Consider the following 14,394-nt stretch of genomic DNA (forward strand, 5'->3'; position numbering starts at 1 on the left):
ATGCGTGTAACTGCCGACCAAACCTTTCCGATTCGCCTGGAACTCAATGGCCGCTCCCGCGAAGCGCTGGCCGAACCGCGGACCCAACTCTGCGACTTCCTGCGCCACGACCTCGGTGCCACCGGTGTCCATGTCGGATGCGAACACGGTGTCTGCGGTGCCTGCACGGTGCTGGTGGACGGAGTCGCCATGCGTTCCTGCCTGATGCTCGCGGTACAGGGGCACGAGCGGCGTATCGAGACCGTCGAGTCCCTGGCCGACGACGACACACTGAGCGACCTGCAACAAGCCTTTCGCCGTCATCACGCCTTGCAGTGCGGCTTTTGCACTGCGGGCATTCTCATGTCCTGCGTGGATTTCCTCGAACGGGTACCCAACCCGGACGAGACCCAGGTACGCGACATGCTTTCGGGGCATCTATGTCGCTGCACGGGCTACACCGGCATCGTCCAGGCCGTGCTCGAAGTCGCTGCCCAGCGCCAAACGAACAAAGGGGTATAACAATAATGTTCGATCTCGGACGCAGTTTCCTCGCTGCCGTTGAACGCCGACCGCACGCGGTGGCGGTCAGTGACGGTGCGTTGAAGAAAACCTATGAAGACTGGTTCGTCGATATCCAGAGCGCAGCGCGGGGCTTGCAATGCCTTGGGCTGCAACGCGGTGATCGACTGCTGGTTGCGATGCAGAACCGTTGGCAGATGGCGACCCTGCATTGGGCCTGTCAGTTTGCGGGCGTCGTCATGACCCCGTTGAACTGGCGTTCGACTGCCGATGAGCTGGGCTACTGCATCGAAGATGCGCAAATCCGCGCACTGGCTTACGACGACGCGACCGTGGCCGCGGTGGCCGGTTGCAGCGCCGCCACCAGGCTGCCTCGGATCGCCGCGGGACTCCGTGCCGCCGACACCGACCTGAGTTTCGAGGAACTGTGTTCGCAGACCCCCTCCGGCATCATTTTGCAGGCCGACGCCGAAGATTTTTCACTGCTGCTGTACACCTCCGGAACCACCAGCAAGCCCAAGGGCGTGCCCCGTCGGCACCGTAGTGAACGCGCCGCGGCGGTTGCCCACGTCGCGCAAAACCTCTACCGCCAGAGCGAGTGCACGCTGGGTGTCATGCCGCTTTACCACACCATGGGCGTGCGTTCGTTGCTGTCCATGGCGCTGATCGACGGGCATTTCGTCTGTGTGCCGAAGTTCGACGTGGAGGCCACGCTGCAGGCCATCGAGCGGGAAAAGGTCAGCAATCTGTACCTGGTGCCGACGCTCTACCACATGCTCATCGAACACCCGGCCTTTGCCCGCGAGCGAGTAGCCAGTGTGGAGAAAATCGGCTTTGCCGGCGCGCCGATGAGCGACGGCTTGATGCGTCGCGTCGAACAGGCGTTCCAGCCGCAATTGTTCGTCAATCATTACGGCAGCTCGGAAATCTACACCTTCACCATCGACCAGCAGGCCAGTCGCAAACCCGGCTCGTCAGGGCGCAGTGCAATGAACCAGCGAGTGCGCGTGGTGCCGATCGATGCTGAAACGGTGGACGTGCAGGCCAACCCATTGGAGGAGGGCCAGATCATCGCCGACCTGGCGAGCGACGAGGCGTTCGAAGGCTACCTGAACCGCCCTGAAGCGAACGCCAAGGCATTGCGTGACGGCTGGTATTTCACCGGTGACATCGGCTACTTCGATCTGGAGGGCGATCTGTTCGTCACGGGTCGCGTCGATGATTTGATCATCACCGGTGGCGAAAACGTCAGCCCGGCGGAAATCGAAAACATGCTCTCGCTGCACCCGGCGGTGGAAGAAGTGGTGGTCGTGGGTCTGCCGGACGAGCAGTGGGGCAAGATCATTGCTGCGTTCATCAAGCCGCGCGCCGAGGTTTCGGAATGCGACCTCGATGCCCATTGCATCGCTTCGGGCCTGGCCAAGTTCAAGCGGCCACGGCGCTATCAGTTCATCGATCAGATTCCCAAATCTCCAGTTGGCAAGGTGCTGCGGCGCGTGCTGCTGGCCCAATTTCAGGAACAGGCCTTGAAGGCCATCAGCTAATCACCCAGAGGACACTCCCATGCAACAACAAGCGATCCAGCAATTTCTCGACACTCGGTTCGATGGCTTCCAGGTTGAAGTCGATGTGTCCCGCGAGCGCGCCGACATCATCCTCGACCGGGCGCCGTTGAACGTCATTTCCATGGGCCAGCGCGATCAACTGCGCCTGGTCTTCGAAGCCCTCGATGCACACAAGGATGTGCGGGTCATCGTGCTGCGCTCGGTGGGTGAACACTTCTCCAGCGGCGGCGACATCAAGGGCTTCCTCGAAGCGTCGCCGGAGCACGTTTCGAAGCTGGCCTGGAACGTCGCGGCACCGGCACGTTGCGAAAAACCGGTGATCGTTGCCAACCGTGGCTACACCTTCGGCGTCGGTTTCGAACTGTCCCTGGCCTGCGATTTCCGCATTGCTTCGCAAACCACGCGCTACGCCTTGCCTGAGCAGAACCTGGGGCAGATCCCGGGCTCGGGTGGCTCCGCACGCCTGCAGAAAATCATCGGTATCACCCGCACCAAACACATGGTGATGCGCGCCAAACGCATCACCGGCGACCAGGCTTATGCCTGGGGTATCGCGACCGAGGTTGTGCCGGATACCGAACTGGAAAGCACCGTCGATGCGCTGGTCGATGAACTGCGGCGCTTCTCGCCGTTGGCTCAGCGCACGGCGAAAAAACTGATCAATGACAACGAAGACGCGCCGCTGACCGTCGCGATCGAAATGGAAGGCCACTGCTACAGCCGTCTGCGCAGTTCCAAGGACTTCAAGGAAGGCGTCGAAGCGTTTCACAGCAAGCGTGTGGCCGTGTTCACCGGCGAGTAAATGCGTACCGGCGAGCAGGTCCGGGAGCATGCCGGCAACGGCGTGCGCCCCTACGGAGCAGGGCCTGCCGCCCCTTCACTGAGACTGATAGGGCGCATCAATATTCGTTAATGGAAAACCTGTTGCGGGGCTCTTAGGGTGAGATCGGCTGCACCGAAATCCGTCCAATAAATATAAAAATCGGAGTTCCACTTATGGCTTCTAGCTGGCTGGTATTAACCATCGTGGCCGCCTACATGGTGGTCTTGGCGTTGATCAGTTTCTGGGTTCGACGCTCTACACAAAGCGCGAAAAACTTCACCACCGGAGGCAAGGACTTCCCGGCGGTGCTGATCGGTTTTCTGATGATGTCCGAGTTCATTGGCACTACCGCGAGCATTGGTACGGCTCAGGCGGGTTACACCTATGGCATTTCCGCTGCCTGGAACATCGCCGCCCTGGGCGTCGGTTTCGTGATCTTCTCCATGCTGTTGGCGAAGAAGTACAAGGACCTCGGCGAGAACACCATTTCCGGGGCGCTGGCCCGCACTTACGGCGAGCCGGTACGCTTCGCCACGTCAGTGATCATGATCTGCGCGCTGTCGATCGTTGCGGTCTCGATCTACGCCAGCGGTGGGGCAGTGCTCGCGACCTTGCTGGGCATCGAGCGGACGTCGGCGATCATCATCGTCGGTATTGTTTCGGTGCTGTACGTCGGCATCGGCGGCATGCGTTCGGTGATCTATACCAACGTCTTGCACGCGATAATGATGTACGCCGGGATTATCCTCGCCCTGGGTTTTGCCTTGAGCAAGGTTGGCGGCATGGGCGAGTTGGTGGCGCGACTGCCAGCGCCGATGTTCGAAGTCGACAACGTCGGTTGGCCGAAGATTTTCGCCTGGCTGGTGGCCGGTATCGGCGCGACGTTCGCCACCCAGTACGTGGTGCAGGCAGTGAATACCGTCAGTGACGGGCGCAAGGCCCAACATGCGAGTTTCTACTGTGCATTGATGTTGATTCCCTACGGCCTGATCGCTGCGATGGTGGGGATGTGCAGCGCGGTGTTGTTTCCGCAGATTCCTTCGTTGCAGGCCTTTCCGCAAATCCTCGGGCACATGCACGAATGGATGGCCGGGATCGTCGTCGCAGGACTGGCCGGGGCGCTGTTCGGCACCATGGCCGCGCTCACCATGGGCATCGCCACATTGTTGCTCAAGGACTTCTATCAGCCGTTCTTCAACCCCCGAGGGGATGATCGCAAGAATCTCAACTTTGCCCGGACCGCGACCATCGTCGCCGGCCTGCTGCCCATCACACTGGCGCTGTACGCCTCCGACGTTCTGGTGGTGACCTTCCTCGCCAAGGCCTTGCGCGCTTCACTCGCGGTGCTGGTGCTGATGGTGTTTTACGCGCCGACATTCGGCACGCGGCAGGGTGCGTTCATCAGCATCATCGCGTCACTGATCATCACCATCGGCTGGTTCCTGATGGGCAATCCCTATGGCATCGACAACGCCTACATCGCACTGGCCACGCCGCTCGTGATCATGACCCTGAGCCATTTGCTGCGCGGTGGCAAACCCGAACATGCCGACAGCACCAGGCCCGTCGGTGCGAGCACTACCGGAAACTGAATCCCGACGATTCAAACGGGCATGCCATCGGGGTGACCGGGCATGCCACCAAAACAATAATGACGAGGTAAGGCCATGCAGCCTGTGACTCTTTCCACCCCCGAAGCCGACAGGGCCGGGGACCTGCCAGCAGGCGCCAGCCTGCGTGGCTGGCTCGACCATTTGCAGCGCCGGCAGCGTTTGACAATGATACGTCCCGGCGTGGACCTGCGTTTCGGCGTTGCAGCGATTGCCAATCGTCTGGACGGCAAGAGCGCTTCACTGTTCCCCCAGCCGGGCGGCCATTCGATCGCGGTGGTGTCCGGTCTGTTGTCCGACCGGCAGTGGATGGCCGAGGCCATGGGCGTGGAGTCCGCTGAAGTGTTGGCGCGTTTCGAGGCGGCCAGCCTCAATCCCCTGCCGTGGCGCGAAGTCAGTGATGCAGTTTGTCAGCAAGTGGTGCATCGCGAGATCGACCTGAATCGACTGCTGCCAATTCCCACCCACAACGAGCACGACAGCGGCCCTTACATCACTGCTGGCCTGTTGATTACCCGCAACCCGCGCACCGGGGTGCAGAACGTTTCGATTCACCGTTTGCAGGTGAGCAGCCCAAATCGCCTGGGCGCGCTGCTGCTGCCACGCCATGCGCTGGCCTTCTTTCAGGAAGTCGAGGCGCTGGGTGAGGATCTGGAGGTGGCGGTGGTCATTGGGGCTGATCCGCTGACCTTGCTGGCATCCCAGGCCATCGTGCCCATCGATCACGACGAACTGGAAATTGCCGGTGCGCTGCATGGCCGTCCGCTGGCAGTAACGCGTTGTGTGACCAACCAGATTCGCGTACCTGCCGACGCCGAGATCGTCATCGAGGGCCGGCTGCTGGCCAAGGCGCGGGAGATGGAGGGCCCGTTCGGCGAGTTTCCGCAGTACTACGGCGAGCGCGCCGAACGCCATGTGATCGAAGTCGACGCCGTAACCCATCGTCACGACCCGATCTTTCACACCATCGTCGGCGGCGGCCTGGAACACTTGCTGCTCGGCGGCATCCCGCGCGAAGCGACCATGCTTGCGCACTTGCGCCGCAGCTTTCCGTGCGTGCGTGACGTGCACCTGAGCAAGGGCGGAGTGTGTCGTTATCACCTTTATGTGCAGATCGACAAACGCTCCGAAGGCGAGGGCAAGAACGTCATCCTCGGCGCGCTGGGCGGTCACTACGACATCAAGCACGTCACCGTGGTGGATATGGATGTGGACATTCATGACCCCATCGAAGTCGAGTGGGCTATTGCCACCCGTTTCCAGGCCGACCGCGACCTGGTGCTGATCCATGAATCCCAGGGCTCGAAACTCGATCCGTCCACCCGCGACGGTGTCGGCTCGAAGATGGGCTACGACGCCACGGTGCCGCTGTCGGCACCGACCATGCGCTTCAAGCGAATCCAGGTGCCGGGCCAACAGGAAGTCGAGCTCGACAAGGTGGCGCACGTGGCGCCGCAGGACTGGCAGTGCGTGCTCCAGAAGCACGATTGAACCCGGAGGTCGCTGGTGTTCAGCGGCCTGTTCCCGATAGTTCCAACCAGCTCAAGACACGTCTTGTGTGAGGCAATCATGACCACGACAACAACAACTGCACCGCCAACCAGCGCCGCTACCGATACACCGCAGATTCCACCGGGCAAGGCCTTGCTTGCGGCATTTGCCTCGACATTCGGCTGGGCGCTGGATTTGTTTGACCTGTTCATTCTGCTCTACGTGGCGCCGATCATCGGCCGTATGTTCTTCCCCTCGGACACCCCGACACTGTCGCTGGCCGCGGTGTATGCCTCGTTCGCCGTGGCCTTGCTGGTACGTCCGCTGGGCTCGGCGATCTTCGGCGCGTATGCCGACAAACACGGCCGCAAGCGTGCGTTGATGGTGTCGATGGTCGGCGTCGGTATTTCCACGGCACTGTTTGGCGCCTTGCCGACCATTCACCAGGTCGGGGTGTTGGCCCCGATACTGTTTTTGATCTTGCGGATCATTCAGGGCGTTTTCGTTGGCGGCATCGTCGCTTCCACTCACACCATCGGCACCGAATCCATCTCGCCGCGCTATCGCGGCTTGATGTCCGGGTTGATCGGTGGCGCCGGTGCCGGCATGGGCGCGCTGTTGGCGTCATTCACTTATCTGGTGTTGTCGGAGATCTTTCCCGGGGAGGAATTTGACGTCTGGGGCTGGCGCTTCATGTTCTTCTGCGGCTTGCTCAGCACGTTCTTCGGTCTGGTGATGTTCCGTTACCTGGAAGAAACCCCGGTCTGGCAGCAACTGCAACAAGCGCGCAAAACCAAGGGGCCGGCGGTGGTGGCCGTGTCGCCACTCAAGCGTCTGTTCGGTCGCGAGTACCGCGGCGTGATGCTGGTCAACCTGCTGATTACGTTCGGCGGCGGGGCTACGTATTACCTGGCGTGCGGTTATCTGCCGACCTTGCTCAACGTGGTCGCCAAAGTACCCCATACGCAGACTTCGCAGCTGCTCATGTACGGGTCGGTGGCAACCATTGTCGGAGCACTGGCCTTCGGCTACCTGAGTGACCTGATCGGCCGCAAGAAGACCTTCATGCTGCTGGGTGTGCTCAATCTGGTGAGCTTGCCGATGATGTTCCTCGGTGTCGCCGAGCCGGGTTCGCTGGCCCGCACTGCGCTGTATTGCGTGGGCATTGCCTTCATGGGCGGGGCGATCATCGCGCCGATCCTGATCTTCCTCAACGAACGCTTTGCCACCGAGCTGCGTGCCAGCGGCACCGGGTTGTCCTGGAACATCGGCTTCGCCCTCGGCGGAACCATGCCGACTTTTGTGTCCCTGTTCAGCAGCAGCCCGGCTCAAATCCCCATGGTGCTGGCGATGTTCGCTGCCGGCCTGTCGGTGATCTACCTGATCGGCAGCGTGGTGATTCCGGAAACCCAAGGCAACTTCAAGTAAAGGAAAACGCAATGAGCAGATTGAAGGGAAAAGTCGCGATCATTACCGGTGCCGCGCAAGGCATCGGTGCCACGTATGCCCAGGCCCTGGCGGCCGAGGGCGCGAAGGTGGTGCTTTGCGATTTGAAGGCGCCTGATGACACCGCTGCCGCGATCCGCAACAAGGGCGGTACGGCCCTGGCAATCGCTTGCGACGTGACCGACGGTGCCGCGGTTCAAGCCATGGTCGAGGAAGCCGTGGCGCAGTTCAGCGGTGTGCACGTACTGATCAACAACGCGGCGTTGTTTGCCACCCTGGAACTCAAACCGTTCGAGCAGACCAGCTCGGCGGAATGGGACCGGATCATGGCGGTCAACGTGCGCGGTTCTTTCGAGTGCGCGAAGGCGGTCATGCCGGTGATGCGCCGTCAGGGCTACGGCAAGATCGTCAACATTGCCTCGGCAACGGCGTTCAAAGGCGCGCCGATGATGGCGGCGTATGTCGCGTCGAAGGGCGCGGTGATTGCCCTGACTCGCTCGATTGCGCGGGAAGTCGGCGACGCCGGCATCCGCTGCAACTGCCTGGCGCCCGGCCTGACCATGAGCGCCAACGTCCAGGCCAATGCCGCCTGGGCCGGGGATATCGTGCGCAACAACATTGCCAGCCGTTGCATCAAGCGCGAAGCGGTGCCGCAGGATCTGATCGGCGCGCTGCTGTTTCTGTCCAGCACCGACAGTGATTTCATGAGCGGCCAGACCATTGTGGTCGACGGCGGTTCGGTGACCCATTGATTCAAGGAGGACTCATGCAAAGCCAACACTTCATCGATGGACAATGGACCGCTACGGATCGTTGGACCGACAGTCTCGACCCGGCAAACGGTGAGCTGATCGGACGCTTTGCCGACGGCGGCGAGGCCGAAGCTGAAGCGGCGGTGGCCGCCGCCGCCCGTGCCTTCAACGACCCGCAGTGGGCGCAGAATCCACGCCTGCGTCAGCAGCTATTGCTGGAGTGGGCTGCCGGCCTGACAGCGCGTCAGGAACAGCTCGCGCAGTTGCTGACCCGCGAGAACGGCAAGGCATTGGCGCAGTCCCGAGGAGAGATCGGCGGGGCGATTTCCGAGATTCTTTATTACGCCGGCCTGGCCCGGCACAACCCGGGGCACATGCTCGAAGTGGCACCCGGTGAGTTCTCCAGCATGCTGCGCGAACCCGCCGGAGTGGCGGGGCTGATCATTCCGTGGAATGCCCCGGCGGTGCTGCTTGTTCGTGCTCTGGCGCCGGCGATCGCGGCGGGTTGCACGGTGGTGATCAAACCCGCGCCACAAACCGCGCTGTTCAACGCGGCGATGCTCGAACCGCTGTTCGCGTTGCCGGGCCTGCCGGCAGGGGCGGTCAATCTGTTCACCGAGAGCGGGCATGCCGGGGCAGCGCATCTGGTGGCTTCGCCGCGGGTGGATGTGCTCAGCTTCACGGGCTCGACCGCTACCGGCCAGCGCATCATGCGCGACTGCGCGGCGACCATGAAAAAGCTCTCTCTGGAACTGGGTGGGAAGTCCTGCTGCCTGGTCTTTGAAGATGCCAATATTGCCGCCATCGCGCCGAAACTGGCCGCGGCAGCCACCATTATCTCTGGCCAGCAATGCACTGCCGCCCGACGCGTGCTGGTGCATGCCAGCCGCTTCGCCGAAATGAAAACCGCGCTGAGCGCCGCACTGGGGCGGATCCGCCTGGGCAATGGCCTCGATCCAGCGACGAACATGGGACCGCTGATCGACTGGCAATCCCGGGACAACGTCGAGCGACGCATCGGCGAGGCACTGGACAGCTGTGACGAAGTGCTGCTGGCCGGTGGTCGCCCGCAGGGTGAACTGGGCAATGGTGCATTCCTCGCGCCGTCGCTGATCGCCCATCGCGATAGCAGCGCGTTCTTTTGTCAGGAAGAAATTTTCGGCCCGTTGCTGGTGCTGGAGTCCTTCGAAGATGAAGCCGAGGCAGTAGCGCGCGCCAACCATACCGAGTTCGGTCTGTCCGCGAGTGTCTGGACCGGGCAGGGCGCTCGCGCCTGGCGTGTCGCTCGGGCACTGCGCAACGGTACGGTGTGGCTCAACGACCACAACAAATTGTTCGCCGAGGCGGAAACCGGTGGCTACCGCAAGAGCGGCCTGGGGCGCTTGCATGGCGTCGATGCGCTGCTGGATTTCAGCGAGCTCAAACACATTTATCAGAACGTCGGCACGCTCGGTTGAGCGCGCACGCGAGGGTGACTATGGAGCTGCGCCATCTGAAGTATTTCACCTGCCTCTATGAAGAGGGCTCCGTCACCCGGGCTGCACAGCGCTTGAATATCGTGCAACCGGCGTTGTCGATGCAGATCGCCAGGCTTGAGGAAGAGCTCGGGCAGACGTTGTTCGAGCGCAGCTCCAAGGGCATGGCGCCGACCGAGGCCGCAGATCAGGCTTATCGCTTGTTCATGCCGATTCTTGGCCAGCTGCTGGCGGCGCGGCAGGCCCTGATCGACCGTAGCGGCCAGATTGGCGGACGCATCAGCGCCGGGCTGATCGCGTCTGCCGCCAACAACGCGTTGGCGAGCACGCTGGCGCATTTCGTCGAGCATCAGCCACAGGTTGAATTGAGCGTCACCTCGGGCTACAGCCAGGAATTGATCGCGAAGGTCCTGACCGGCGTGCTGGATTTCGCGGTCATCAACCAAAGCTTTCAGCATGAGCACCTGATCGGCCACGACATCTTCGATGAGGAGCTACTGGTCGCCACCGGTGCAGCCAATCGCCTCAACGGAGCGTTGCCCTTGCCGTTGGCCAGTCTGGCGGGATTCAAACTGGTGCTGCCCTCGCGTCGTCACGGGTTGCGCAGGGTGATTGACCAGCACCTTGCTGCCCAGGGCATTGAAGTCACCCCGCAGTTGGAGGTGGACGATCTGGCGGTCATCGAGGACTTCTTGCGTCGCAGCGACTGGGTCAGCGTGCTGCCGGCAACCATCCTGCATCGCGGATTGCACGAAGGCGCGTTGCGCGCCTATCCGCTGGCCGCGCCAGGAATCAGCCGGCGCATGGTCTGTGTGCACGACGCCCGTCGACCATTGACCCCGGCGGCAATGCTGTTCATCGAGATGATCGGCAAAACCATGACCACCGCACTCGACACCATCCATTTCTACAAAGAAGGTCCGATAGAGGAAGGCAACCATGGGCACTCCCGGTAATAGCCGGCCGCAGCGGCTGATCGTAGGAATTTCCGGTGCCTCAGGCGCCGTCTATGGCGTGCGTCTGTTGGAGCTGTTGCGCGACACGCCGATTGAAACCCATCTGGTGGTCAGCAAATCGGCGCTGATTACTTTGGCCCATGAAACCGATATGTCCTGGTCCCGGATCAAGACCCTTGCGGACGTCAGCTACGTCAATCAGGACATTGGCGCGGCAATCGCCAGTGGCTCGTTCAAAACCATGGGCATGATCATCGCGCCGTGTTCGATACGCAGCTTGTCGGAGATTGCCAGCGGCGTGACTTCAACACTGCTGACTCGCGCCGCCGACGTGGTGCTCAAGGAACGCCGGCGCCTCGTGCTGATGGTTCGCGAGACGCCACTGCACCGCAATCACCTGCGCAGCATGACCGAGTTGGCCGAACTCGGTGCAGTGATCGCGCCGCCAGTGCCAGCGTTCTATGCCAAGCCGACCAGCCTGGAAGACATGATCGATCACACCGTTGGCAGGGTGCTGGATATGTTCGATATCGAACTGGGTGTCGTCCGTCGCTGGCGTGAACGGCCGGAGCGCGTAGCAACGCTGGATGAGGTGGTCGATGGTTGAGTCACGTTCGGTACATTCAGGCGGGGAGGCGCTCCAGGAATTCGCAGACCAGCTCCAAGGTCCGCTCGGTCGCTTCGGTCTGGGGAAAGTGCCGGCAGTCATCCAGCAACACACAGCGGCAGGGCCCAGGCACCTGTCGCTGGATGACCACCAGTTGCTCGGGCGTGGCGTAGAGGTCTTCGCGACCCTGAATGACCAGCAGCGGCTTTTCGATATAAGCCAACTGCGCTCCAAGATCGTCCAGGGAAAAGTCCGGGTGCAACCAGCTGTCGCTCCAACCGTGAAAAGCGCCGTCGACATTGGTCCCATGGTGGCGTGCCAGGCGTTCGCGCAAGTCACCCTGATGCCACACCTCGGTGGTGTGGCGAATGCCATCGAGGCTCTCGGTCTCGACAATCACGTGAGGCGCCAGTGCAATGCTGCCCAACACCCTTGGATCGTTGGCGGCGGCATAGGCGAGGACGATGGATGCACCGTCACTGTGACCGAGCAAGACCACGTGCGGCAGTTGCAGGGCATCGAGCAATTGCCGCAGTTCACGTGGACCGTCGCTGCTCAGGTAGTTCAGCGGACGCGGCAGGGTTACCGGGCTCGATTGCCCATAACCCTGACGGCTGTAGGTGACCACACCGCAACCGCTGGCCTGGGCCAGACGCAGGGGGAAGTCTTTCCATTGGTCGGCGCTGCCGAGGCCTTCGTGCAACAGCACAAGCGTCGGTCGCGATGGGTCAGCCGCAGGCAGGTGGCGGTATTCCAGACGCAGCGGCCCAAGTTGCAAAAATTGTTGTGGCGACATGTTGAATCAACGATTGGACAAGGTTGCTCGCAGGTTACCGTAAACGTAACCCTGCAGGCAGCACCACGCTTTGCTTGAGGTATAAAACATGCGTCATCTCGATGTTCAGGTGATCGACCAGGCACTGCAATGGGCTCGCGCCGGGCAGGCCCAGTGGCTGTGCACGGTGCTCTCCACCTATGGCTCTGCGCCGCGTGCGCCGGGTGCCATGCTGGTGACCAATGGCACGGGCGAACACGTCGGCTCGCTGTCGGGTGGCTGCGTCGAAGAGGAATTTCTCGAAAGCCTGGCGCGGGGTGAATTACGCGAACCGGCGCAGATCGTCAGCTATGGCGACAGCGTCGAGCAACGCCACCGTCTGCGATTGCCCTGTGGCGGCGTGCTGATTGTGCTGGTCGAGCACCGCGCTGCCAGTCTCGAATGGATCGCGCACCTGGAGAGCCTGCAAGCGGCGTTACTGGGTCAGCGGCGTCTGCTGCGTCACATCGAGCTGAGCAACGGTGCCTTGCGCCTGGACGCAGACACCGGGCACGGCAGCGAGCGGGTGCAAATCGTCGACGAAAGGGTGCGCATCAGTGTTGGCCCGGCGCTACGACTGATTCTGGCAGGACTCTCGCCGGTCGCTGAAGTTTGCGCCAGTTTCGCCCGAGCCATCGGCTGCGAAGTTATCGCCTGCGACCCCCGGGAAGAGATGCTGCATGTACATCTCGAAGGCGTGGAGATGCAGCGTGTACTGCCCTCGATGTTTATCGCCGCCGGAGGTTGCCACGCAGCGACCGCGGTGGTGGCGCTGACTCATGATCCGCGAATCGATGATCTGGCGCTGATGGAAGCGGTTCACACCCCGGCGTTTTACATCGGCGCCATGGGCTCTCAGGCAACCTCGGCCAAGCGCGCCGAGCGGCTCAAACGCATCGGTGGTCTGACGGATGAACAGATTGCCCGTTTGCACATGCCCATCGGCCTCGATCTGGGCAGCAAGGCCCCGGCGGAAATCGCTCTGGCGGTGGTGGCCGATATCCTGCGCGTCTATCACGGGAAAGAACGCCATGCCCTGTAAGGCGGTTTTTCCGATGAGCGTAGGGGCTGCGAAAGTCGAGGTAGACGCTCGGTCATTCGCGCGCGATAGTGGCCAGCAAAGTGCTGAACCATTGAGTGATCGTCGGGTCCGGAAACACATGGACGCCTCGATAATCCTTCATGGTGGCCGATAACAATATCGCTTCAAGCGAGCGGAGGAATCTGATGTCGATTGCCCAACGGGTTTTCCACGGCAGGTTTGGCCGGGTCGCCTTGCTGGACATGGATCGTTCGCTGGTTACCCACACCCATTCCGAATGCCATGTGCTGGTCAAAGTGTCCGGCGAGGACACTTACTTCAACGTCAACGGGCGGCGGGTGCCGCTCAGCGATCGCACGGCGGTGCTGGTCAACGCCTGGGAGCCGCATTTCTACGATCCGCAGCCGGGTGCCGCTGCCACTGTAATCCTGGCGCTCTACATCGAGCCCGCCTGGCTGGCCACTGCCCAGCAGTCGCTGGCGCTCAGCGGTCGGCCGGACTTTTTTGCCCAGTCGTGCATCGAGCTGTCGAGCCGTAATCGCACCTTGGCCGACATCCTGGTCGCCGAAGCCCATGGCTGCGGGATCGTGCCGAAAGAACGCATGGAGTTCATGCTGTTCGACTTCCTGATCGAACTGATCGAGGACTTTTCCAGCTGGCGGCATTTGTCGCTATTGGGGGCGCCGAGTTCAGGTGAGTTCCGGGACGCGCGCGTGCGCCGTGGCACCGCCTGGTTGCTTGAGCACCTCGATGATCCACACCCGATCGACAACGCCGCGCGGGCTTGTGGTCTGTCCCGGGCGCACTTCTTTGCGCTGTTCAAGAAAGATACCGGCATGACGCCGACCCTGTTGCTTAACGACGCGCGCATGCGCCGGGCTTTTGCCTGGCTGGAGCGTGAGCGCAGTGGAACCTTGGGCCTGTTGTCGGAGAACCTCGGGTTCTCCGAGCAAGGTCATTTCACGCGGTTTTTTCAGCAACACATCGGCGCCTCTCCCAGCCAGTATCGGAGGGTAGTGGATAGCTATGCGGGGGTTTGAATATCGCCTCAGCTGAATCCTGGTCTGCTCAGGTTCTTTCCTGAAATTCAGACTCCAAGGCAAACTTGCAGACGGCAGCGCAAAACTCCATCGCTCAAGGCAAGGCATTCCCCGTGCCTTTCTCCCACACTCGGCTCTAATGCCAGGGGCCGGGTGTGGTTGGCAAAAGCGTTGGCTATGTCTATAGCCGCTTAACCATCCCCGGTCACAATACTGAAAAATGGCTGGACTCGAGAAAATAAAGACTTTTTACGTATAAATGGTTCCTTAAA

General features: G+C 61.6%; 13 protein-coding genes. 12 read left to right on the forward strand and 1 reads right to left on the reverse strand.

What is annotated here, in order from left to right:
• The 10 genes from AC1Q6D_RS29720 to AC1Q6D_RS29765 all read left to right on the forward strand — a co-directional run bounded on the left by AC1Q6D_RS29720 (window position 1) and on the right by AC1Q6D_RS29765 (window position 11,226).
• Window positions 1-501 (forward strand): (2Fe-2S)-binding protein, encoded by a 501-nt coding sequence (locus AC1Q6D_RS29720; RefSeq protein ID WP_008060977.1) that lies wholly within the window; start codon window positions 1-3, stop codon window positions 499-501.
• Window positions 502-506: 5 nt separating this feature from the next.
• Window positions 507-2,045: an AMP-binding protein gene (locus AC1Q6D_RS29725; RefSeq protein WP_103406136.1), complete on the forward strand. Its 1,539-nt coding sequence runs from the start codon at window positions 507-509 to the stop codon at window positions 2,043-2,045.
• A 19-nt stretch (window positions 2,046-2,064) separates the two neighbouring features.
• A complete protein-coding gene (locus AC1Q6D_RS29730; RefSeq protein WP_103406135.1) occupies window positions 2,065-2,868 on the forward strand; it encodes an enoyl-CoA hydratase/isomerase family protein in 804 nt (267 codons plus the stop codon).
• A gap of 194 nt (window positions 2,869-3,062) precedes the next feature.
• A complete protein-coding gene (locus AC1Q6D_RS29735) occupies window positions 3,063-4,481 on the forward strand; it encodes a sodium:solute symporter family protein (protein WP_064676950.1) in 1,419 nt (472 codons plus the stop codon).
• A gap of 75 nt (window positions 4,482-4,556) precedes the next feature.
• Window positions 4,557-5,990 (forward strand): UbiD family decarboxylase, encoded by a 1,434-nt coding sequence (locus tag AC1Q6D_RS29740; protein ID WP_103406134.1) that lies wholly within the window; start codon window positions 4,557-4,559, stop codon window positions 5,988-5,990.
• A gap of 75 nt (window positions 5,991-6,065) precedes the next feature.
• Complete coding sequence (locus AC1Q6D_RS29745) at window positions 6,066-7,418, forward strand: MFS transporter (protein ID WP_103406151.1); 1,353 nt, start codon at window positions 6,066-6,068, stop codon at window positions 7,416-7,418.
• An 11-nt stretch (window positions 7,419-7,429) separates the two neighbouring features.
• Window positions 7,430-8,188, forward strand: coding sequence for an SDR family NAD(P)-dependent oxidoreductase (locus AC1Q6D_RS29750; RefSeq protein ID WP_103406133.1), 759 nt, complete (start codon window positions 7,430-7,432; stop codon window positions 8,186-8,188).
• 14 nt (window positions 8,189-8,202) lie between these two features.
• Window positions 8,203-9,645, forward strand: coding sequence for an aldehyde dehydrogenase family protein (locus tag AC1Q6D_RS29755; protein ID WP_103406132.1), 1,443 nt, complete (start codon window positions 8,203-8,205; stop codon window positions 9,643-9,645).
• A gap of 20 nt (window positions 9,646-9,665) precedes the next feature.
• Window positions 9,666-10,619: a LysR family transcriptional regulator gene (locus tag AC1Q6D_RS29760; RefSeq protein ID WP_064676954.1), complete on the forward strand. Its 954-nt coding sequence runs from the start codon at window positions 9,666-9,668 to the stop codon at window positions 10,617-10,619.
• Window positions 10,603-11,226, forward strand: a complete 624-nt coding sequence (locus tag AC1Q6D_RS29765) for a UbiX family flavin prenyltransferase (RefSeq protein WP_103406131.1) — start codon at window positions 10,603-10,605, stop codon at window positions 11,224-11,226. The genes AC1Q6D_RS29760 and AC1Q6D_RS29765 overlap by 17 nt, the downstream gene beginning before the upstream one ends.
• A 16-nt stretch (window positions 11,227-11,242) precedes the next feature.
• On the opposite strand, the gene AC1Q6D_RS29770 is transcribed toward AC1Q6D_RS29765, so the two are convergent.
• Window positions 11,243-12,022 carry an alpha/beta fold hydrolase gene (locus tag AC1Q6D_RS29770; protein WP_103406130.1) on the reverse strand — a complete coding sequence of 260 codons (780 nt, stop codon included), beginning with the start codon at window positions 12,020-12,022 and terminating at the stop codon, window positions 11,243-11,245.
• Window positions 12,023-12,110: 88 nt separating this feature from the next.
• Between AC1Q6D_RS29770 and AC1Q6D_RS29775 the strand changes: the two genes are divergently transcribed.
• Both AC1Q6D_RS29775 and AC1Q6D_RS29780 read left to right on the forward strand, forming a co-directional pair.
• Window positions 12,111-13,082 (forward strand): XdhC family protein, encoded by a 972-nt coding sequence (locus AC1Q6D_RS29775; RefSeq protein WP_103406129.1) that lies wholly within the window; start codon window positions 12,111-12,113, stop codon window positions 13,080-13,082.
• A gap of 185 nt (window positions 13,083-13,267) precedes the next feature.
• Window positions 13,268-14,122, forward strand: a complete 855-nt coding sequence (locus AC1Q6D_RS29780; RefSeq protein WP_103406128.1) for a helix-turn-helix transcriptional regulator — start codon at window positions 13,268-13,270, stop codon at window positions 14,120-14,122.
• Window positions 14,123-14,394: the final 272 nt, after the last annotated feature.

The sequence above is a fragment of the Pseudomonas sp. MT92 genome, assembly GCF_058792515.1.

Excerpts from the sequence above, each read along its gene's own strand:
- AC1Q6D_RS29720 (WP_008060977.1), top strand. The coding sequence starts at position 1 with ATGCGTGTAACTGCCGACCAAACCTTTCCGATTCGCCTGGAACTCAAT.
- AC1Q6D_RS29725 (WP_103406136.1), top strand. The coding sequence starts at position 507 with ATGTTCGATCTCGGACGCAGTTTCCTCGCTGCCGTTGAACGCCGACCG.
- AC1Q6D_RS29730 (WP_103406135.1), top strand. The coding sequence starts at position 2,065 with ATGCAACAACAAGCGATCCAGCAATTTCTCGACACTCGGTTCGATGGC.
- AC1Q6D_RS29735 (WP_064676950.1), top strand. The coding sequence starts at position 3,063 with ATGGCTTCTAGCTGGCTGGTATTAACCATCGTGGCCGCCTACATGGTG.
- AC1Q6D_RS29740 (WP_103406134.1), top strand. The coding sequence starts at position 4,557 with ATGCAGCCTGTGACTCTTTCCACCCCCGAAGCCGACAGGGCCGGGGAC.
- AC1Q6D_RS29750 (WP_103406133.1), top strand. The coding sequence starts at position 7,430 with ATGAGCAGATTGAAGGGAAAAGTCGCGATCATTACCGGTGCCGCGCAA.
- AC1Q6D_RS29755 (WP_103406132.1), top strand. The coding sequence starts at position 8,203 with ATGCAAAGCCAACACTTCATCGATGGACAATGGACCGCTACGGATCGT.
- AC1Q6D_RS29760 (WP_064676954.1), top strand. The coding sequence starts at position 9,666 with ATGGAGCTGCGCCATCTGAAGTATTTCACCTGCCTCTATGAAGAGGGC.
- AC1Q6D_RS29765 (WP_103406131.1), top strand. The coding sequence starts at position 10,603 with ATGGGCACTCCCGGTAATAGCCGGCCGCAGCGGCTGATCGTAGGAATT.
- AC1Q6D_RS29770 (WP_103406130.1), bottom strand. The coding sequence starts at position 12,022 with ATGTCGCCACAACAATTTTTGCAACTTGGGCCGCTGCGTCTGGAATAC.
- AC1Q6D_RS29775 (WP_103406129.1), top strand. The coding sequence starts at position 12,111 with ATGCGTCATCTCGATGTTCAGGTGATCGACCAGGCACTGCAATGGGCT.
- AC1Q6D_RS29780 (WP_103406128.1), top strand. The coding sequence starts at position 13,268 with ATGTCGATTGCCCAACGGGTTTTCCACGGCAGGTTTGGCCGGGTCGCC.